21 protein-coding genes are annotated in these 20,122 nt (G+C 35.1%); 5 read left to right on the forward strand and 16 right to left on the reverse strand.

All coding sequences use genetic code 11. The annotated features are described in order from the left end of the window. Nucleotides 1-111: 111 nt before the first annotated feature. From NKG37_RS22500 to NKG37_RS22510, 3 genes are all read right to left on the reverse strand, one after another. Nucleotides 112-1,005, reverse strand: a complete 894-nt coding sequence (locus NKG37_RS22500; protein WP_016203169.1) for a superoxide dismutase — start codon at nt 1,003-1,005, stop codon at nt 112-114. A gap of 167 nt (nt 1,006-1,172) precedes the next feature. Further along, a complete protein-coding gene (gene scpB, locus NKG37_RS22505) occupies nt 1,173-1,754 on the reverse strand; it encodes an SMC-Scp complex subunit ScpB (RefSeq protein ID WP_101730939.1) in 582 nt (193 codons plus the stop codon). A gap of 4 nt (nt 1,755-1,758) precedes the next feature. Beyond that, nucleotides 1,759-2,511, reverse strand: a complete 753-nt coding sequence (locus NKG37_RS22510) for a segregation/condensation protein A (protein WP_169189696.1) — start codon at nt 2,509-2,511, stop codon at nt 1,759-1,761. Nucleotides 2,512-2,714: 203 nt separating this feature from the next. Between NKG37_RS22510 and NKG37_RS22515 the strand changes: the two genes are divergently transcribed. After that, on the forward strand, nt 2,715-3,233 hold the full coding sequence (locus NKG37_RS22515; protein WP_169189697.1) for a DUF309 domain-containing protein: 519 nt from the start codon (nt 2,715-2,717) through the stop codon (nt 3,231-3,233). Between the two features lie 91 nt (nt 3,234-3,324). Here NKG37_RS22515 and NKG37_RS22520 read toward each other — a convergent pair whose 3' ends face one another. Beyond that, nucleotides 3,325-3,690: a GNAT family N-acetyltransferase gene (locus NKG37_RS22520; RefSeq protein WP_016203172.1), complete on the reverse strand. Its 366-nt coding sequence runs from the start codon at nt 3,688-3,690 to the stop codon at nt 3,325-3,327. 729 nt (nt 3,691-4,419) lie between these two features. Here NKG37_RS22520 and NKG37_RS22525 point away from each other — a divergent pair. Further along, nucleotides 4,420-5,286, forward strand: coding sequence for a DUF1002 domain-containing protein (locus tag NKG37_RS22525; RefSeq protein ID WP_169188791.1), 867 nt, complete (start codon nt 4,420-4,422; stop codon nt 5,284-5,286). A gap of 57 nt (nt 5,287-5,343) precedes the next feature. On the opposite strand, the gene lysA is transcribed toward NKG37_RS22525, so the two are convergent. Together lysA and NKG37_RS22535 are read right to left on the reverse strand one after the other, a co-directional pair. Then, a complete protein-coding gene (gene lysA / locus NKG37_RS22530; protein ID WP_254415357.1) occupies nt 5,344-6,669 on the reverse strand; it encodes a diaminopimelate decarboxylase in 1,326 nt (441 codons plus the stop codon). Between the two features lie 155 nt (nt 6,670-6,824). Further along, nucleotides 6,825-7,157 (reverse strand): UPF0236 family transposase-like protein, encoded by a 333-nt coding sequence (locus NKG37_RS22535; protein ID WP_254415358.1) that lies wholly within the window; start codon nt 7,155-7,157, stop codon nt 6,825-6,827. 396 nt (nt 7,158-7,553) lie between these two features. On the opposite strand from NKG37_RS22535, the gene NKG37_RS22540 reads away from it, so the two are divergent. Next, entirely contained in the window at nt 7,554-8,741 is a 1,188-nt protein-coding gene (locus NKG37_RS22540; protein WP_254414795.1) for an IS4 family transposase, read from the forward strand. A 317-nt stretch (nt 8,742-9,058) separates the two neighbouring features. On the opposite strand, the gene NKG37_RS22545 is transcribed toward NKG37_RS22540, so the two are convergent. The 8 genes from NKG37_RS22545 to NKG37_RS22580 all read right to left on the reverse strand — a co-directional run bounded on the left by NKG37_RS22545 (nt 9,059) and on the right by NKG37_RS22580 (nt 15,200). Continuing rightward, nucleotides 9,059-10,537, reverse strand: coding sequence for a spore germination protein (locus NKG37_RS22545; protein ID WP_254415359.1), 1,479 nt, complete (start codon nt 10,535-10,537; stop codon nt 9,059-9,061). Further along, nucleotides 10,521-11,099: a stage V sporulation protein SpoVABEA gene (locus NKG37_RS22550; protein WP_016203176.1), complete on the reverse strand. Its 579-nt coding sequence runs from the start codon at nt 11,097-11,099 to the stop codon at nt 10,521-10,523. Before NKG37_RS22550 ends, NKG37_RS22545 begins: the two co-directional genes overlap by 17 nt. Before the next feature lie 37 nt (nt 11,100-11,136). After that, the gene (locus NKG37_RS22555; RefSeq protein WP_016203177.1) at nt 11,137-11,556 is read right to left on the reverse strand and encodes a stage V sporulation protein AB; all 420 of its coding nucleotides are present in this window, start codon (nt 11,554-11,556) and stop codon (nt 11,137-11,139) included. Continuing rightward, nucleotides 11,546-12,166, reverse strand: a complete 621-nt coding sequence (locus NKG37_RS22560) for a stage V sporulation protein AA (protein ID WP_254415360.1) — start codon at nt 12,164-12,166, stop codon at nt 11,546-11,548. Before NKG37_RS22560 ends, NKG37_RS22555 begins: the two co-directional genes overlap by 11 nt. Nucleotides 12,167-12,339: 173 nt before the next feature. Next, the gene (gene sigF / locus NKG37_RS22565) at nt 12,340-13,098 is read right to left on the reverse strand and encodes an RNA polymerase sporulation sigma factor SigF (RefSeq protein WP_016203179.1); all 759 of its coding nucleotides are present in this window, start codon (nt 13,096-13,098) and stop codon (nt 12,340-12,342) included. 12 nt (nt 13,099-13,110) lie between these two features. Further along, nucleotides 13,111-13,551 carry an anti-sigma F factor gene (gene spoIIAB, locus NKG37_RS22570; protein WP_016203180.1) on the reverse strand — a complete coding sequence of 147 codons (441 nt, stop codon included), beginning with the start codon at nt 13,549-13,551 and terminating at the stop codon, nt 13,111-13,113. A gap of 1 nt (nt 13,552) precedes the next feature. After that, on the reverse strand, nt 13,553-13,903 hold the full coding sequence (gene spoIIAA / locus NKG37_RS22575; RefSeq protein WP_016203181.1) for an anti-sigma F factor antagonist: 351 nt from the start codon (nt 13,901-13,903) through the stop codon (nt 13,553-13,555). 133 nt (nt 13,904-14,036) lie between these two features. Continuing rightward, a complete protein-coding gene (locus tag NKG37_RS22580) occupies nt 14,037-15,200 on the reverse strand; it encodes a D-alanyl-D-alanine carboxypeptidase family protein (RefSeq protein WP_254415361.1) in 1,164 nt (387 codons plus the stop codon). A 282-nt stretch (nt 15,201-15,482) separates the two neighbouring features. Here NKG37_RS22580 and map point away from each other — a divergent pair, with 282 nt between their 5' ends. Then, nucleotides 15,483-16,229, forward strand: a complete 747-nt coding sequence (map, locus tag NKG37_RS22585; RefSeq protein WP_254415362.1) for a type I methionyl aminopeptidase — start codon at nt 15,483-15,485, stop codon at nt 16,227-16,229. A gap of 201 nt (nt 16,230-16,430) precedes the next feature. Continuing rightward, a complete protein-coding gene (locus NKG37_RS22590; RefSeq protein WP_016203183.1) occupies nt 16,431-17,726 on the forward strand; it encodes a DUF4179 domain-containing protein in 1,296 nt (431 codons plus the stop codon). Between the two features lie 77 nt (nt 17,727-17,803). Here the strand turns inward: NKG37_RS22590 and NKG37_RS22595 are convergent, their stop codons facing one another. Both NKG37_RS22595 and NKG37_RS22600 read right to left on the reverse strand, forming a co-directional pair. Further along, nucleotides 17,804-19,114, reverse strand: coding sequence for a pyrimidine-nucleoside phosphorylase (locus NKG37_RS22595; protein ID WP_169188795.1), 1,311 nt, complete (start codon nt 19,112-19,114; stop codon nt 17,804-17,806). Between the two features lie 182 nt (nt 19,115-19,296). Continuing rightward, nucleotides 19,297-20,118 carry a purine-nucleoside phosphorylase gene (locus tag NKG37_RS22600; protein WP_224428508.1) on the reverse strand — a complete coding sequence of 274 codons (822 nt, stop codon included), beginning with the start codon at nt 20,116-20,118 and terminating at the stop codon, nt 19,297-19,299. Between the last annotated feature and the right edge of the window lie 4 nt (nt 20,119-20,122).

The following is a 20,122-nucleotide window of genomic DNA, read 5'->3' on the forward strand; positions in this document are numbered from 1 at the left end:
AGTCGGATAAATTAACACTTCACTTGTAAAACAAAATATGCAGCCCATATAATATGGCTGCATCTGAAAGATGAAGATAATCAAACTATTTTTTTTGATTATTTGTTTCTTTTAATAAGGTCTCCACTTCAGTTCACTTGCTTTTAAAAATCTATTTTCAACATCTTTCCAGTTTACGATATCCCACCAATTATCTACATATTCTCCCCTATTGTTTTTGTATTGCAAATAGTAAGCATGTTCCCAAACATCAAGTACTAATAGGGGAATCGTGTCCCACTGGGTTAACAGCATATGTCGTTCAGATTGAAGAACTTCTAAATGCCTTGCTCTTGGAGACCATACTAGAAGTGCCCAACCAACGCCCTCTACTGCTTTAGCAGCCTCTGTAAAATGCTCCTTAAATGCTGTAAAGCTCCCAAAATAATTGTTTATTTCCTCCATCAATATCCCTTTAGGTTCGCCACCACCTTTTGGACTCATGTTATTCCAAAAGATAGTATGAAGATAATGCCCCGAACCATGGAAAGCAAGTTCTCTAGACCAATGTTTTACAAGTGCATAGTCCTTATTCTTTCTTGCTGCTTTCAGCTTTTCTTCTGCATTATTTAGTCCTGTTACATAGGATTGATGATGCTTTTGATGATGTAACTCCATAATTTCTTTGGAGATATAAGGTTCTAGAGCATCATAGGCGTAAGGTAACTTAGGTAATTGGTGCTTCCCTGCTGCAACGTTTGGTTCCTTCATAAATATCGTTCCAATCTGCTGCCTCTGTGCAAAATAGCTTTCCATCTGTTCGTGAAGATTTTCTGCTTCATGCTGTATTCTAATTAATTCTTCTGTTTCAATTGGTCGTCTCTGTACACCTTCCATTAACTGTGAAAACTTATCAAGCCTTTTCCAAATACTTTCTTCCTTTTGAACTGCTTCCGCTTCTAATAAACTTTTTAATTCCTGATTCCAAATCAACACATTTCTAACATATTCATTATAACTACTCATCTATATGTCAACTCCATTCTTTCCAAAATCGTTCTTATAAAAGGTATGACAAAAGGATGAGCATCATGTCTTTAAAATGGATGCATCCCTAAACTCGTTAATAAAATTAGTTGGACAATAGCAATACAAATAAAAAAGTATCTAAGCTATTGCCTAGATACTCCTTCTTACTCTTCTATTTGCTGAAAAGATTCAAAAAATAAATCAGCCTCTTCTTGATTAAATTCTTCCTCTTTTTCTGCTAACGGAGGCAGTTCCCCTAAATTCTTTAAACCGAAATGGTCCAAAAACTCTTTTGTTGTTCCATAAAGTATTGCTCTGCCTGCTCCTTCTGCTCTACCAACTTCTTTAATTAGTGCCTTTGCTGATAGGGTATGAAGCGGTCTTTCTGTTTTAACGCCTCTAATTTCTTCGATTTCAGCACGTGTAATTGGCTGCTTATATGCAATGATTGCCAACGTTTCTAAAGCAGCTTGTGATAAAGTCGAAGCATGCGGAGATTCCACTAATTTTTTCAGATAATCAGAATGCTCTTTCTTCGTTGCAAATTGATACGTACCAGCAATTTCAATAATAGAAATTCCTCTTGTTTTATCTTTACGATAACTTTTAATTAGCTCATCTATTAATTGTTCTACCTCTAATTGTTCCATTTCTAACACATGCATCAATTGCTTAATTGTTAATCCTTCATCTCCTGCAGCAAATAAGAGACTTTCAACGATTGCTTTCCAGTCATTCACTTTCAACCTTTTATTCAACTTCCTTTCCCATTACAAAAATATCTGCGAAGTTTCCTTCCTGTTCCACAAATACTTGCCGGCGCTTTAAAAGTTCTAAAATTGCCAAAAATGTCACTACGATATGTGATTTTGTCGCAATTGGAAAAAGTTCATCAAAGGATATTCTCCCTTTTTTATTTCTTAAGAACCCAACAATTTCTTCCATGCGATTTTCTATTGGTATTTCTTGTCTTGTGATTTTTGTCGCTAATGGCACCTGTAATTTTTTTCGTTTCAGTAATTTTTGAAAAGCTGCTAACATGTCATATAAAGAAACATCTAACTCTTGTTTTGCATTTTCTTCCTTATTTAAGCTGAAATCCGATAAATCACTTGGAGGTTTTGTAAAAATAAGACCTCTTTCTAATTCCATCTCTTTTAAATCGTCTGCCGCCTCTTTAAATTTACGATATTCTACTAATCTTTCAATTAGTTCTTCCCGTGAATCTTCTTCTGGCTCATACATTAAATCGTCATCAAGTAAATCTTCTTCATGCTTTGGTAGGAGCATTTTACTCTTAATGGCTAAAAGAGTCGCTGCCATCACCAAAAATTCACTTGCTACATCCAATTGTAACACTTGCATAGCATGAACATAATCTAAATATTGTTCTGTAATTTCTGCCACGTTAATATCATAAATATCAATTTCCAATTTATTGATTAAATGAAGAAGCAAATCTAGTGGTCCTTCAAAACTATCAATTTTCACATTATAATGCATCATTCTCACCAAATCCTATTAGAATACCCTTAACTTAATAATGATAGTATTAATATTAAAGAAAAACAATAGTTATCAAACAGAAAAATCAACCAATTCACTATTTAAGTGTTATCATTACTTTTTTTAGCATTTATCGCTATAATAACAAACATATAATCGGTTGTTAATAAAAACTATTGGAAAAGAAAAAGGAGAAGAATATGTATCCAACGGAATATATGCAATTTCTTGTTCATTTTCATGGTGATCAAGACTTTTTCGAATGTCATGAGATCTTAGAAGATTTTTGGAAAAAGGTTGATAGTCGTAACAAAGAGTCTATTTGGGTAGGATTTATTCTTATAGCAGTCTCTTGCTACCATCACCGCAGAGAAAATTTTATGGGCGCCGAAAAAACGATACAAAAGAGCAGAAAACTATTGGAAAAGAAAAAAGAGGCAATAAGAGAATTAGGTCTTGATGATACAAGAATAATCCTTTTATTAAAGAATCAAGAGGATTGTATTAAAAATAAGCAGGTCTTCTTTCCATATCATTTACCTATTTCTGACCCACAGTTAGAAAGAAAATGTGCTCAATTAGCACATTCCATGGGGATGAAATGGAAAAAAAGTGAGCCAATTCCTTTGGAAATCGTTCACCGACATGTTATGCGTGATAGAAGTATCGTTATAAAAGAGCGCGAACAAGCACTCGAGAAAAAGAAAAGACAATGGTAAGATTTATTCATTGGTTCTACAGTAAAAAGAGGCTTTTCCTTGGGGAAACCAATGTAATTGGTTTAATCCACCTAGAAAAAGCCTCTTATTTCTATTTATCTACTTGAACTCCGTCATTACACTTAGATAAAAAATTTACAATTAACTCATTTGATTTCATCGTTCGATTAGGATAAAGCCCTTTTACCGCCTGTACCATAGCCTTCCCAACCCCTTGATGCCTATGAGAGGGATTGACAGATATATGCTGAATGGTGATAGAAGATTCATCTTCAAAAATAACACCGATTAAACCAATAATATCTTCTTCATCTTTCCATAAAAATAACTGCCAATTTTCTTCCGACTCATATTGTTTAATTGTTTGTTGTAATACTTTTAAATCCTTTTCTGCAGGCATAAAAGATAGTAAACCCATTGCAATCTTTTCAAATGCCTTTTTATATCGAATAATCATTAATATCCCTCATCATTTTTAAAACATATTCACTAACAGTTTTCCCATTCAAAATAAGATTCAATCAATCTTTCTTGATGTTAAATAAAAAAATATTCATCTGCAACGAAACTGAAACGAATTTTTTATCATCCTCTTCCCTTTTTGTAAGAATTATTAGGACCGCCCCGAAAAAATAGGAGATATGTTATTGGTTCTATCATACATAAATTAGCGATATTCTTCAATGAAAATCTTATCCGCTTTAGGATTCATCGCTTCCTAGGTCAAAATACCCTAAAAGGTACAAAAAGTAAGGATCAATATTTTGCATCCTATTACTCAAATCTAGGATAAATGGAGAGAATAATTCGTTTTAAAGGACCTATCTTCGATCTCTGCTCGTTCCTCCTCGCCATTATTCATGCAAGTATATTTTTACAAAGAGAATCTCACATTATTCTACCTAAAACAAGCTCCAATCAATACTTCTTCAAAATAAAATCTATTTACTACTATATAAAATATGCATATAAACACAAAAAGCTACACAAATCTTTATTTTTTTAGGAGTTATGGTGAATAATAAAGGGAAAGAAAACATTATGATAAATAGGAAACCTATTACCGTTAAGATACGTCTATTAGGTGTAGTTACTTTACATGACGTTATATTGTCCTACTTTAAAAAGATTGTATAGGCACTACTTTTACACTAGTACAGCAGTCGGAAAAACAGGAGGGAATTGAATGAAAAAAAATAAACTTTTACTTATGGTACTTGCATTCTTACTATTAATACCGATTCCAGCTTATGCGGATGTCGCCGCTGGAGATATGATTATTACCCTTGGAGAAAACCTAACAGAGGAACAAAAGCAGCTTTTATTAACTGAAATGAAAGCACCAGAAAATGCAGAAATTATTACTGTTTCCAATCAAGAAGAGCATCAATACTTAGGAAACTATATTTCAAAATCGTTAATTGGTACTAGAGCAATCTCTTCCTCTGCCATTACAATAGGGGACAAAGGTACCGGTATTCAAGTAACAACCAAAAATATAAACTGGGTTACCGATGAGATGTATATTAATGCCCTCATTACTGCAGGGGTAAAAGATGCAAAAATTTATATCACAGCACCTATTGAAGTTTCAGGTACTGCAGCACTGACAGGAATTATCAAAGCATATGAAGTGTCAACTGATACAGTTATCCCAGAAGACGTAAAGCAAGCTGCTAATGAAGAGATGGTAGAAACAGCAAATTTAGGAGAAGATATTGGACAAGAAGAAGCCACTGCTTTAATGGCTAAAATTAAAGAGCAAATAGCAGAGCAAAAACCAAAAACAGTAGAAGAGGTTCAAACAATTGTTCAAGATTCAGCAAAGGAACTAAATATCACACTAACCGAAGAACAATTACAGAGTCTTATTTCTTTCTTTAATAAGCTGAAAGAACTTAACATCGATTGGAATCAAGTCGGTAATCAATTAAACGAAGCGAAAGATAAGTTAACTGGCTACTTGGATAGCGAAGAAGGACAAGGATTTTTAGCAAAGATTAAAGAAGTTTTTGCAAGCATTGTGGATGCAATCAAATCTTTCTTTTCTTAATTTGCTTAACTATCCACTATTAAAAAAGGGAGTCTCATTGACTCCCTTTTTTAATACTTATTTTTTTAATGAAGCTGCTTCTTTAAAAGGTAAATCTAATCGTAATAAATCTTCAAACGATTCTCTTTTCACCACTAATTTTGTTTCGCCATTTTCCACGAACACAACTGGTGGCCTTGGGATACGATTATAATTATTTGCCATAGAATAACCGTAAGCGCCTGTACAGAATACGGCAAGTACATCGTTGTCTCCCGCTTTTGGTAAAGGCAAATCCCAAATAAGCATATCTCCTGATTCACAGCATTTTCCTGCAATCGAAACTGTTTCATCTGGAGCTTGTAAAGGTTTATTCGCAAGAACTGCTTCATATTTAGCTTGATATAGAGCTGGACGAATATTATCACTCATACCTCCATCTATAGCTAAATAATTCCGCACGTTAGGTACTTCTTTTCGTGATCCAATTTTATATAAAGTCGTTCCTGCATCTCCTACGAGTGATCTCCCTGGCTCAATCCATATTTCAGGCATCGTCATTTCGAGATTGCTTACTTGTTCTTTTACTTCCTTTATAATCACTTCCACATATTCAGCTGGCTGAATTGGATGGTCTTCCGACGTGTACCGAATGCCAAAGCCCCCACCTAAATTTAATACCTTTGATTCAAATGCATGTTTTACTTTCCAATCTATTAAATGCGCCATTATTTTTTGAGCAGCTAGGACAAATCCTGTTGTGTCAAAGATTTGTGAGCCAATATGGCAATGCAGTCCTAAAACTTCCACAAAAGGAGACTTAGTAGCCTTTAACAAAGCTTTCTCTGCTTGACCATTTTGCAAGTCGAATCCAAACTTTGAATCTTCTTGTCCTGTTAAAATATAATCATGCGTATGAGCTTCAATACCTGGCGTTACCCTTAAAAGAATAGACATTTTTGTCTTTTTTTCTTCACATAATTGCTGAAGCATCTCTAGTTCATAAAAATTATCGACAACAATACAGCCAATCTGATAGTTAATCGCCATCAACAGTTCTTCTTTACTTTTGTTATTCCCATGAAAATGAATTCTATCTACAGGAAAATCAGCAGCTATTGCTGTATATAACTCACCACCAGAAACAACATCTAATGACAAGCCTTCTTCTTCTGCTAATTGAACCATTGCAATAGTTGAAAAAGCTTTACTTGCATAAGCAACTTGTGCCTTTACTCCAAGTTGATCAAAGGTGTGCTTAAATCCCCTAGCTCTTTCCCTAATCAATTCCACATCATATACATATACTGGTGTTCCAAATTTTTCGACTAATTGCAGCGTATCTACACCACCGATTTCAAGATGACCTGCATCATTCACTTTTGAAGTTCCGTAATAGTGCATTAATTCCCCTCTATTCTCTATAAAATATGTCCCCTATTAAAAACAGACAGTCTATTGTGGAAGCACTTGTCTGTTTTCGTTACCTATTTATCCCACAAATTAATAATTGTAGTTCTCTTCAATCGTTAAAGTTCCACTTTAATTATCCAAATGTATCATAAATGGAGACAATTCTCAATAGCTGATTCTAACCCCCATTCTTCTAGTAGCGGACTAAATCCCTTATTCCTCTGAAACTGTAAATAGTGATCTAATAGACAAATATATTTTTTAGTCACACGATCAAAATAATAATTACGCTTCAGCTCCACAGCTCCAAACGCTGTATCTAATCGTATTTCTCGTTTATCACGTAAAGCAAATCTTCTTTTGTCTCGTTGCTTGGCAATCTCTTGATCCCAATTTTCTAACGTTTGAATAAGGATTTCTTGAAACGTCATTTGTAGTGTTCGAAATAAAGTTTTTTCCAATTCTTTTAATGATGGCATTTTTATGTTACATTGATTCATGAGAGCCTCTCCTTTTCGTAGTTTTCTAGTCAAACTCTACTTTACAAAAGGAAGCTCTCTTTTTTAATACTTAATTTTTTCCAGCTACCGCGCTTTCGCTTGGTGGCCTTTTTGTCTAGTTGGGGGACTCGTCCCAATGTCATAAACCTAAATTGTAAAAATATGTAAATATTAAAAAAGATTCATAAAATTGTTGTATAAAATTGAAAAAACCCCTTGACTTTTCAGAAACACCTCCATAATCAGCGTGAATACCAGTTCTTGGTATATCTCGTACGAAATGGGGTTTTTTTGTTGAAAAAAAGCAAGTTTTTAGAAGCGATTGAAGTATGTAGGGAGGTATTGTACGATTTCCATTTCATGTGCGATTCCCGCATGAAATCAACCTACTTTACACGTAAAGGAGGCAAATTGACTTTCCCAGAAACAATTTTGTTTGTGCTAAATCTAGTAACGAGAAGCTTGCAGATTGAGTTGAATGACTTTTTTGAGTTGATTAAAAAAGAAGGAGAAATTATAAGTAAACAGGGATTTTCACAAGCGCGAAAAAAAATAAAACCAGAAGCCTTCAAGACGTTATTTGACACCATTACGACGTGGTTTTATCAGACAAATAACTCCTTTAAATATAAGGGCTTCCGGTTATATGCGATTGATGCGTCTATCATAGAAATAGCCAATTCCCAAAGGCTAAGAGATACCTTCGGCGCATCAAAGGGCAATGGCAAGGAACTTGCCAGAGCCATGGTATCTACTATTTATGATATCGGAAATGATTTATTTGTAAAGGGGATAATCACAAAATGTACAGATAGCGAGCGCACAGTAGCGATAGAATTAATTGATAGTTTCCTAGAACTGCGTTCTAACCACGACCTTTTTCTTTTTGACCGTGGGTATCCATCTCAATATTTCTTTCACTATCTTTTGAAGAATAAAGTGAATTTTGTTGTTAGAACGCCAGTTAATTTTTACCGAGCCGCTATAAAAGAAGGGATCCCTGATCAGGTCATTGAACTCAAGTATAAAAGCAACGTCATGCGTTTGCGTGCGGTCCGTATCCCATTAGGCTCTGGAGAAGATGAATTACTTATAACGAATATATTAGATGAGTCTTTTGATATTCCGGCTTTTAAAGAGTTGTACTTTAAACGATGGTCAATCGAAACAAAATACGATGTCTTAAAAAACAAAATACAGATTGAAAGATTCTCAGGCGAAACAAAACAGACGATTGAACAAGAGTTTTATGCTGCTTTATTTTTAAGCAACATGGCTTCCCTACTAAAGCATGAGTCAGATGTGATCATCGCCGAGGATCAGAAGGATAAAGACTTAAAGCACAAATATAAAACTAACACCAATATTTTAATTGGCGCACTAAAAGATAAGCTCATTTGTTTAATCATTGAACCAAGTCAAAGGCGAAGAAAAAAGATGTATAAAGACCTACTGAACGAAGTTCAGCGAAATAGAGTCCCAATTAGACCTGGAAGGAAATTTAAACGTTCCAGAGGGCTAAATGCGAATAAACATGGATTTGGACAACGACCAGCTATCTAACAAAACGAACAAATAGGAAAATCAGGGAAATGCCAAAAAAATTAAATAGGCACTTCCCGGGCATCCTATTGGCTTTTTTAGTTATCAGAATATTATAAACATCAATTTTGGTTTACCACTGGTAATTACTGGTTTCTTAACTTGATGACATTGGGACTCGTCCCCCAACTAGACAAAAAGGATATTATTTATTCTCCCACAAACATTTTACTCATACTCACCTAATATAACGGGAGAAAGGCAGAATTATCTCCTCTCCTAAAAGAAAAGTAATCTGCCTGTCAAATAGTAATAGTGCCTTGGTCGTCTTAAAGCGCTTACCGCTGCTTATAACGATCTCCCGGATGCAAATGACTTGGTCTTACTTTGTTGCCTGGAACTGCACGACGAACAAGAATTTGTCCTAAAGCGAGTGGATAAAACGGAATAAATGGCCATAAATAAGGAACATTTAGTGTTCTAGTCCGGATTAGGAATAAAAGATACAGCGTCATGCCAATCACAAATCCAGGCGTATGGAAGAATGCTACAACGATCAACAAAATCAGTCGAACAATTTTGTTGGCAATCCCCAATTCATAACTTGGGGTAGCAAAGTTACCGATGGCAGCAACTGACACATAAAGGATTACTTCTGGAACAAATAAACCGACATCTATTGCAATTTGTCCAATGAGTACAGCTGCTATTAATCCCATTGCGGTTGATAATGGTGTTGGGGTATGAATCGCCGCAATCCGCAAAAATTCAAGTCCTAGGTCTGCAATAAAGATTTGGACCACAATTGGAATATTGGTCGTTTCATTTGGGCCGATAAACGCAATCCGCTCAGGCAAAAGAGATGGTTCTAATACCACTAAAAACCACAATGGCAGGAAAAATATCGAAGCGATAACACCTAAAAATCTTACCCATCTTACAAAAGTTCCGACCATTGGAGCTTGTCTATATTCTTCTGCATGCTGCAGATGATGAAAAAAGGTTGCTGGTGTAATAATTACACTCGGGGATGTATCTACATATATAATGACATGACCTTCTAATAAATGAGTCGCAGCTACATCTGCTCGTTCTGTATATCTTACGAGTGGGTATGGATTATAGCCTTGCTTTAATAAATACTCTTCTATTGTTTTGTCTGCCATTGTCATTCCATCTGTTTTTATGTTTTTTATTTCCTTTTTGACTATATTAATTAAATCTGGATCTGCAACTCCATCAATATATCCAACGGCAATATCTGTTTTCGAACGCTCTCCTATTCTCATTATTTCAAAGCGCAAGCGTTCATCTCTAATTCTTCTTCTAGTAATTGCCGTGTTTACAATTATATTTTCCACAAAGCCATCCCGTGAACCCCGTATTACCTTTTCTGTATCTGGCTCTTCTGGCATTCTTCCTGGATAGCTTCTTACATCAACAATAAGACCATGGTCATACCCTTCAATTACAACGGCAATCAACCCTGAAAGGACTTGGTCAACCAATTCGTCCATTTTTTCAATCTTTTGGACACTTTGATGCACTAATTGATTTTGAACGATATCAAATATATTGTTTGCTTGTGATTTTCGATCAATGTCATTTAAAAATAAGAGCTGCTCCAATAATTCAGCAATCAATACACTATCGCATAGCCCATTCACATAATATAAATTGACTTCTTTTCGCATTACTTTTATTTTACGAACACCTAGATCAAAGCTAGTTCCGAGTCCAACCCGATCCTTCATATACTTTTCTATTTTATCTAAATCCTCGTATATTTGGATCTTCTTTTCAGTCTTGCTGCTCATAAAAACCACTTCTTTCTAAAATATATTCTACGGCTTTCCGAGTAATCGGGGCACCTTTTTCATAAGAGTCCTTTTTTCCCATCTTTCCAATGTCTCCGATGCCAACAACAAGAGGGAGATTTAGCTCGTCTAAGATGTACACTGTATCTCCATTTACTCTTCCTAACTCCATTTCTGGAATTCCGTATTTATCAACACCATAAGGCGTTAATTCTCCATCTTGATCTATTGCAACATCAATTTTCGTCCATTCCTCCCTTCTCGTTCTGCTTGCCACAGCAATAACCCCTAAAACTTCTAAATCAGGATGTGTAGCTATGTATTTAAGCGCTTTTTCACCAATACCTTCTCCGACAAAACCACTATCGTCAAACATAACTAATACTGGGTCATTTTTTGCTCGTTTTATAAGGGAAAGAATTTCTTCTCCACTATGGTGGCTAGGGTTGCCAAAGGAAGTAGAAATACATCTCCCTCCTATTTCTTTTGCTACTATCTCAACGGCTCTTTTGGCATACTCATCTCCATCTGTTATAAGAATTACCCTTCTCCTATTTTCCATTTTCCATACTTCCTTTCTGCTTCCATTACATTTGCCATCACGGAATAAAATATATCCAATGAAACAAGGAGCCAAAGATCTTACCAAAAACAAGAGCCATCATTAATATTAATAGTCGGTCATCAATACCAATTCTCTTTGCTAAAAGAGGGAAGACATCTAGCACCTCCGTTAATGCTGCTGCAATCATTCCAACATAGATACCATCTGCTAATCCCATTAGGATAAGCAGAAAAGCAGGTAAGGAAAAACTCGGTTCTCTCAAAAAAGCAAGTGTTCCTAATACAGCTCCTAACACAGCAGCCCATTCATATGCATAAATTTTACTAAAAGTTTTTGTTAGTTGTGTTAGCCTTGGAATAATACCGAACACTGTTAGAAAAGCAACATAACCAGCACCAACGGTAATCCCCCATGCTAACCCTACAAAGATGACAAATAATATATTAATGATCATCTAATTTTTTTATACTTTCTTTATTTTCATGCATAATCATATATTGATCCAAGGACTGCTGATAATTAAATACTTCCACTTCCAATGGACTTGGCTCTTCATTAAGCCGTTTTTTAAACACATGGTTAAAAAATATGACCATACCAAGACCTAATCCAATGGTATATGGAATCTGAAAGATTAACGGTTTTTCTACTTCTTTCCCTGTTATCATTTTATAAACTCGTTGATGAACTGTTTGCATGCTTACATCTTCATGAAAGTTCATTATTGTTAATCCTGAACCAATAAACAGCAGGAGCCAAACTAATATAAAAAATGGAAGTGTCACTTTTCTCTTCTCAAAAACAACCTCAATAATTGTTTGGGGTGGTCCAATTAATTGGATATCTACTTCCTTATCTAATCTTTTTATCTCACGAATAACTTGTGTACTATCAATTATGATAATGTTTTTATCTTGTGCTGAAATATGGTATAGACATACATTTTTTAGTGTTGACAGCAATTCATCTGTTGCAATAATTTGTGCAAGATCTTTTAGGAAAATCCGATCATTTGACTTTTTTTGAATGCGATGTCTCATGCGAAGATATATAGTCTCTGCCAAAAGTTTCACGTCCTAACACACGTTGTTTTCTTCATGACTGTAGTATTCGATTATCTTTATAAAAATATGAAAGTCTGCTAAATGGTAATTTTTTCTCCAAAAAACAAATGAATAATTAGCTATCAAAAAAAGAGCTGCTAATCCTTTTAAAAAGGATTAGCAGCTCTTTTCATTTAAAGATCCATCTGTTCTTTCATCTGTAATAATATTTTTTTCTCAAGCCTCGAAACTTGAACCTGAGATATACCAAGCCTTGTTGCCACTTCTGATTGAGTCTGATCTTTATAGTATCGTAAATATACAATCAGACGTTCTCTTTCATCCAATTCGCGAATGGCTTCTTGCAAGGCAATTTTATCAAACCATTTGCCTTCATTACCATCATCAATTTGATCCAATAAAGTAATCGGATCACCGTCATTTTCATAAACAGTCTCATGAATTGAGGATGGTGTTCTTGCAGCTTCTTGTGCGAGAACGATATCTTCTGGAGGTATCTCTAAAAACTCGGAAAGTTCCCCGACTGTTGGTGTTCTGCCAAATTGCTTAGATAACTCGTCCTTCGCCTTACGAATTTTGTTACTTAATTCTTTTAACGATCTACTAACCTTTACTGTTCCGTCATCACGAATAAATCGTTGGATCTCTCCAATGATCATAGGAACAGCATAGGTAGAAAATTTCACATCATAGCTTAAATCAAATTTATCAACTGATTTTAATAGACCGATACATCCAATTTGAAATAAATCATCTGGATCATATCCTCTATTTAAAAATCTTTGCACTACTGACCAAACAAGACGCATATTTTTCTGAACGATAGTATCTCTTGCTGATTGATCTCCATCTTGGCTTCGTTTTATTAAGTCCTTGACTTCATGGTCTTTTAGATACGTTTCCTTCTTGTCTTTCTTTACCTCCACATCCATAGACGATTCTCCTTAATTGCTTAGCATTTTGCTATTCATTAAATGCTTACGCAGACGAATCTCTGTTCCGCTATCTGGACTTGACTGAATTTCGATTTCATCCATAAAGTTTTCCATGATGGTAAATCCCATACCAGATCGTTCAAGTTCTGGCTTTGTCGTAAATAATGGCTGTCTTGCTTCTTCTACATCGAAAATTCCTTTCCCTTCATCCCTGATGGTTAAATCAATAAATGAATCTTCTAATATAACAGAAATATAAACAATTCCACTCGGATCATTTTCATAACCGTGTATGATGCAATTTGTTACTGCTTCTGATACTACTGTTTTAATTTCTGTTAATTCATCCATTGTTGGATCAAGCTGTGCAATAAAAGCTGCTACCGTTACACGTGCAAATGATTCATTCTGGCTAAGTGCGCTAAATTGAATATGCATTTCGTTTCTCATCTTAAGCTACCCCCAATCGTTGTAGGGCAAATTCTTCATTTGTTTCCAGCTTCATAATTTTAAACATGCCAGACATATCAAATAAACGCTGTACACTAGGGGAAATAGCACAAATAACCATTTCTCCTCCAAGCTGTTTTATTTGTTTATATCTTCCCAAAATAACTCCTAAGCCAGAACTATCCATAAAGGATAAATGTTCAAGATTTAACACGATGTGACGAATATTATAGCTCTCTATGGCAGTGGTTGCTTTTGTACGCAACTCTTCTGCATAGTGATGATCCAGTTCCCCAGATAAGCGTATACAAAGTACATTGTTTTTTACTTCCAACTCAATATTAAGACTCACTAGAATAGCCTCCTTATTTGGTTTAAAGAAACTATTCTAGATTTTGATGACATTTCCTTCTCCACAGACAAAACTAGTGTTCATTCGCTAAAAACAGAAGGAATATTAACGGATTCGACAAAATGAAAAAATACTATTCGGTTTTTGTGAACATACCTGCAGAACGTTTAAATAATGTCCACCATTTAGCTGATTTCACTTCTTTTTGTGCAACTAATGGACTTGTAACAAGCGTTTTTCCATCTTGCTTATACGTAATTTCTCCAATTTCCTGACCTTTTTCAATTGGAGCTTTTAAATTTTTATTCATGGTGATTTCTTTTTCTAATTTATCAATTTGCTCCCCTTTTTTTGTGAGGATAGAAATTGATTCGCTTGTGACTGCAGTCACTTCTTTTTCTGAACCTTTACTTACCTTTACTTTGCCAATTGCTTCTTCTCGCTTATGCAATGGATGTGTTTCATATTGACTAAATGCATAATCAAGTAATTTCGTTACCTGAGCATTTCTTTCTTTCGATGTTGGCGCACCGAAAACAACTGCAATCACCCTCATTCCATTTTTCATAGCAGTTGCTGTCAAACAGTATTTCGCTTCTGCTGTAAATCCAGTTTTTAATCCATCTACTCCTGGATAAAACTTAACTAGACGGTTTGTATTTACAAGCCAAAACTTTTTATCCGTATCTTCTCTTAAATAATCTTCATACGTACCAGTAAATTTCGTTATATCTTCATACTTCAATAGTTCCTTTGCCATTAAAGCCATATCTTTTGCTGAACTGTAATGATCGACTACTGGTAATCCTGTTACATTTTGAAATTTAGTACTTTTCAAACCTAATTCTTGTGCTTTTTTATTCATTAAATTCACAAATTCTTCTTCAGAACCTGCTAATCTTTCTGCAACCGCGACAGCTGCATCATTTCCTGAACCGATAGCAATTCCTTTTAACATTTCCTCTGTCGTCATTTCCTCTCCAGGTTCTAGGAAAATTTGTGAGCCTCCCATAGAAGCTGCATGCTCACTTGTACGTATTTTTTCATCTAACTTTAATTTGCCTTGATCAATAGCTTCCATAATAAGAAGCATAGTCATAATTTTTGTCATACTTGCTGGTGGAAGCTGTTCCTCACTATTTTTTTCATACATAATAGTTCCTGTATCTCGATCAATTAAAATGGCTGATTTTACATTATCAACTAATTCTTGTTTTTTCTCAGCAGCTAATGTGCTTGGCGCCAAAATTGATGTTATAAAACAGGTAATGATTAACATTGATATGATGCGTTTCATCTATTGACCCTCCATTCTATATAGCCTCCATTTTTTCCAAAAAAGACAAGTTTATACAGCCAATGTGGAATATTCATAAAATAATTTGAATAGCTCTATACGAGTAAGAAAAGAAACATATCCTGTATGAATAGTTAGGCTTGTATGTACGGGTAGGTTATAATGAATAAAGTGAAACTTCCATCAGTGGGGGTTTTCCTTCATCCCCCACTGGTGGTTAGTTGAACCAATCAGACCTTTACGGACAGTATGGGTGGGATAAAGGTAAAAGGAGGTTATATTTTGATTCATTTAAAAACACCAGAGCAAATTGAAAAAATGAAAAAAGCAGGAGAAATCCTTGCAGATTGTCATAAGGAAATTAGAAAATTAATTAAACCTGGCATTACTACTGAAGATATCGATATATTTGTGGAAAACTTCATGTTACAGAGAGGGGCTACACCTGAACAGAAAGGTTATCATGGATACCCTTTTGCTACTTGCGCATCTGTTAATGATGTCATCTGTCACGGTTTCCCTTCCAAAACGCCTTTAAAAGATGGCGATATTGTTACAATAGATATGGTAGTTAACTTAGATGGATGGCTCGCTGATTCTGCTTGGTCATACTCAGTAGGCAATGTCTCAGAAGATGCGAAAAACCTATTAAAAACGACAGAAGAAGCATTATACATAGGCATAGAACAAGCAGTAATCGGAAACCAAGTTGGGGATATCTCGCATGCTATTCAAACATATGCGGAAGCAAAAGGCTATGGGGTCGTCCGTGATTTTGTAGGTCATGCAATTGGGAGAGAAATGCACGAGTTGCCGCAGATTCCTCACTACGGCCCTCCTCACGTAGGTACTCAACTTAAAGAAGGCATGGTTATCACCATTGAACCGATGTTGAATATCGGTATGTATCATGCAAAAGTAGACTTAGATGGATGGACAGCACGTACTGTTGATGGAAGTCTGTCTGCACAATACGAGCATACTTTGGCCATTACTAAAAATGGACCAATTATTTTAACAAAACAATAAACTAAACACACACCCAATGGCTTCCATTTTTCCATTGGGTCTCTTTTTAGACAAACGTGCCCCTCCCTTTTAATTTTTCTAGAAAAAAATGAACTTTTTAAACGCTATAATACTCTTATAAACAAGCTCTGTTGGAACAGTAAAATCAAGAATTCACAATGGATTAAACCTAATAAAGAGGGTGTATGGGAGGAAAGAAGAATGAATCCTATTGAACAAAAACTATTTGAAGAAAAAAAGAAGTTAGCAGAAATAACCGCGCCTTCCGAGATAGAACAAAGACTAACGAAAGCACTTTATACTAAACGCACTAAACCTTTTCCTTTTAAGCGATGGTTCCCATTATCCGCTGCTATTATTTTATTGATTTTTATTACTTATCAATCAAGTACATTTGCTTATTATGGTAAAAAACTATTAGGATTTGATACGATTATGACCCAATCCTTAAAAGATTTAAACGAAAAAGGATTCGGACAAAATATAGAGCAATCTTATTTATTAGAAAATGGGACTGAATTAACCATCAATGGACTTATGTCCGATGAAAATAGATTGGTTGTTTATTTTACATTAGCAAATGACAAAGGCTTGCCAGATGATTTAGATCGTATTTTTACTCCTCGGAGCATTACTGGTTTTTTTACGAATGCCAGAATAAATAGCTCTGTTTTTGAAATAAGCGACGATGAAACAAAAATGACGGGAATTTTAAATTTTGATCCCATTAATGCTTTTTCCAAAAAACTTCAGCTACACTATGTTTACTGGAAAAATGATTATGAAGTAATCGAGGGTTCAACTGATATCATCTTTCCCTATAATCATAAGGAAGCATTACAAACAAAAATGAAGCAATCCATTAATAAAAAAATAAAAGTAGATAAAGGTACAATTTCTTTCAAAAGTATTACGGCTACCCCTACCCAAACGGTAATAGAAGGCGTGTTTAATGTGGAGAATTATGACCGTCTCAGTCACGGATTTGACGGAGTGAAGCTAATCGCAAATGGCCAGCCCCTCCCATTAGAAGGATATGGTAGTTCTTCAACCTTTAGAAAAAATAATACTTTTTCCATCGAATATGGTGGCCTACCAGAAGATGTGGATTCACTCGAAATCCAAATAAAAGACTTTATAGGATATAAGGAAGTAAATAAATCCATTTCTCTTACAGGAATAGAGAAAAATAAAGTGATAACATTAGAGGATGCAAATTTAATGATAAATAACATACAATTAAATAATGCAGTAAATATAAGCATCTCAACAAATGATTCCATTTTATTGGATAAAGTAAGTATTATAAATGAGGAGAAAAAAAAGATTCCTTTAAAAACGACAACGAATCACCACTTAACAACAAGCAATGATGAAACAATAATAAATGAACGAACATTGGTATTTGATTCCAAAACCAAACCGCTAGAACTTCATATTGGTGGATTGCATTATGTAAAAGAGTATCATAAAAAAATAGATATCCCCATTAAATAAAGAAAACAAAAAGACCCACAAAGTATCAGCTATTAAACTAAAAATAGCTATCTTCCCTACCTTGTGGGTCTTTTTTATTATTCTGTAATTACTTCATAAATTAAAGTAGGAGCTTTTACTTCATTTGGGGAAAGTTTAATATTTTCATACAATTTTTTTGTCACATCGTCAATATCTTCTGTATTGCTGTAGATCGTAACAAGTGATTCTCCCGCTTCCACTTTGTCGCCAATTTTCTTGCGTAAAACTAAGCCTACTGCTAGATCAATTTCTGACTCTTTCGTTGCTCGACCAGCACCTAACAGCATGGCAGCAGTACCAATGCTGTCAGCAATTATTTCTGCGACATAGCCAGATTCTTTTGCTGGCAATTCGATTACAAATTTAGCAGTTGGCAATAAATCCGGATTGTCAACAACCGTTACATCGCCGCCTTGGGAACTTAAGAAAAGTTTAAATGTTTCAAGCGCTTTACCATTATCTATTACCTCTTGCAGCATTTCTCTCGCTACATTTGTAGATTCCGCTTTACCAGCTAAGTAAACCATATGGCTGCCTAATGTTAAACATAATTCTGTTAAATCCTCTGGTCCATTACCATTTAAAGTATCAATTGCCTCTTTTACTTCTAATGCATTACCAATTGCGTAGCCTAAAGGCTGACTCATATCAGAAATAACAGCCATCGTTTTCCTGCCAACATTATTTCCTATTTGTACCATTGCTTCTGCAAGCTCTCTTGAGGCATCTAATGTCTTCATAAATGCTCCAGCACCAGTTTTAACGTCTAAACAAATAGCATCTGCACCTGCTGCAATTTTTTTACTCATGATACTGCTAGCAATTAAAGGAATACTGTTAACGGTAGCTGTTACATCTCTTAAACCATATAATTTCTTATCCGCAGGGGTTAGATTACCACTTTGACCAATTACCGCTACTTTATTTTTATTTACTAAGTTAATAAACTCCTCTTTTTCTATCTCTACATGAAATCCTTTTACAGATTCCAATTTATCAATCGTTCCACCAGTATGTCCAAGCCCTCTTCCACTCATTTTGGCCACCGGAACACCTACTGCAGCAACAAGGGGTCCTAACACTAACGTAGTTGTATCGCCAACTCCTCCAGTAGAATGTTTATCAACTTTAATTCCTTCAATTGCAGATAAATCAATGACATCACCTGAATGAACCATTGCCATTGTAAGCTCGGCACGCTCTGATTCTGTCATATCTCGAAAAAATACAGCCATAGCAAAAGCACTCATTTGATAATCAGGAATACTGCCATCTGTATAACCTTGAATGATAAAAGAAATTTCTTCTTTCGTTAATTCTAATCCGTCCCTTTTTTTCTCAATTAAATCAACCATTCTTAATGCCATAATAGAATCTCCTTCGTTTTGTATTGGAAATCTTTTTCTTTAAATTGCAAAAATAGAAGTCACATTACTGCTTTTTCAAGGGCTTTGATTTATGTAAGCGATGTATAAAATATATATTCTAAAGAGTTACCAAATAAAAACGGTAAGGTTCAAATGGTAACTCTCTATTATAGTCAAGCTAATTATGCGCCTATTTCTTTAATTAATTCTTTAACGTATTGAAGAAAGTTTACTTTTACTTTTTCTGTTGTTTCCATTACTTCTTCATGATTAAGTGGTTGATCTAGAATACCTGCGGCCATATTGGAAATACAAGAAATTCCTAATACTTTAAGTCCTGCATGACGAGCAACGATTACTTCTGGTACAGTTGACATCCCTACAGCATCGCCTCCTAATACACGAAGCATTCTTACTTCTGCAGGCGTTTCATAAGATGGACCTGTGTTGCCAACATAGACACCCTCTTGAACTTTTAGCCCAATTTTGCTTGCTACTGTACGTGCTTTTTCACGAAGGTTTTTGCAGTATGCTTCTGACATATCAGGGAATCTTACGCCTAAGTTGCTGTCATTTGGTCCGATTAACGGATTTGTTCCCATATTATTAATATGATCAGAAATTAGCATTAAATCACCAGGTGCAAAGGTTTCGTTCACCCCGCCTGCTGCATTTGTTACGATTAATTTTTCTACTCCTAGCTCCTTCATTACGCGCACTGGGAAAGTTACTTTATCAAAAGCATAACCTTCATAGAAATGAAAACGACCTTGCATTGCTACTACTTCCATTCCATTAATTGAACCGAACACTAATTGACCTGCATGTCCTTCCACTGTTGATACAGGGAATTCTGGTATATCTTCATATGGTATTTTTACTGGATTTTCAATTTCTTCTGCAAGAACCCCTAATCCAGATCCAAGAATTAGACCTATTTTCGGTGTATTTTCATATTTTTGCTTTAAAAAATCTGCTGATTGCTTTATCACATTATAATTCATTTTT

Origin of the sequence: Niallia sp. RD1, from assembly GCF_024219955.1 — a bacterium.
GTDB classification, from domain to species: domain Bacteria; phylum Bacillota; class Bacilli; order Bacillales; family Cytobacillaceae; genus Niallia; species Niallia alba.

Coding starts and splice junctions, on each gene's coding strand:
- spoIIAB (WP_016203180.1), bottom strand. CDS start 13,551: ATGAGAAACGAAATGCATATTCAATTTAGCGCACTTAGCCAGAATGAA.
- NKG37_RS22540 (WP_254414795.1), top strand. CDS start 7,554: ATGAAATCAACCTACTTTACACGTAAAGGAGGCAAATTGACTTTCCCA.
- NKG37_RS22590 (WP_016203183.1), top strand. CDS start 16,431: ATGAATCCTATTGAACAAAAACTATTTGAAGAAAAAAAGAAGTTAGCA.
- sigF (WP_016203179.1), bottom strand. CDS start 13,098: ATGGATGTGGAGGTAAAGAAAGACAAGAAGGAAACGTATCTAAAAGAC.
- NKG37_RS22535 (WP_254415358.1), bottom strand. CDS start 7,157: ATGCCATCATTAAAAGAATTGGAAAAAACTTTATTTCGAACACTACAA.
- NKG37_RS22515 (WP_169189697.1), top strand. CDS start 2,715: ATGTATCCAACGGAATATATGCAATTTCTTGTTCATTTTCATGGTGAT.
- NKG37_RS22595 (WP_169188795.1), bottom strand. CDS start 19,114: ATGGCATTAAGAATGGTTGATTTAATTGAGAAAAAAAGGGACGGATTA.
- NKG37_RS22550 (WP_016203176.1), bottom strand. CDS start 11,099: ATGGAAAATAGGAGAAGGGTAATTCTTATAACAGATGGAGATGAGTAT.
- NKG37_RS22600 (WP_224428508.1), bottom strand. CDS start 20,118: ATGAATTATAATGTGATAAAGCAATCAGCAGATTTTTTAAAGCAAAAA.
- NKG37_RS22500 (WP_016203169.1), bottom strand. CDS start 1,005: ATGAGTAGTTATAATGAATATGTTAGAAATGTGTTGATTTGGAATCAG.
- NKG37_RS22525 (WP_169188791.1), top strand. CDS start 4,420: ATGAAAAAAAATAAACTTTTACTTATGGTACTTGCATTCTTACTATTA.
- NKG37_RS22580 (WP_254415361.1), bottom strand. CDS start 15,200: ATGAAACGCATCATATCAATGTTAATCATTACCTGTTTTATAACATCA.
- lysA (WP_254415357.1), bottom strand. CDS start 6,669: ATGCACTATTACGGAACTTCAAAAGTGAATGATGCAGGTCATCTTGAA.
- NKG37_RS22545 (WP_254415359.1), bottom strand. CDS start 10,537: ATGAGCAGCAAGACTGAAAAGAAGATCCAAATATACGAGGATTTAGAT.
- NKG37_RS22510 (WP_169189696.1), bottom strand. CDS start 2,511: ATGCATTATAATGTGAAAATTGATAGTTTTGAAGGACCACTAGATTTG.
- NKG37_RS22555 (WP_016203177.1), bottom strand. CDS start 11,556: ATGATCATTAATATATTATTTGTCATCTTTGTAGGGTTAGCATGGGGG.
- NKG37_RS22520 (WP_016203172.1), bottom strand. CDS start 3,690: ATGATTATTCGATATAAAAAGGCATTTGAAAAGATTGCAATGGGTTTA.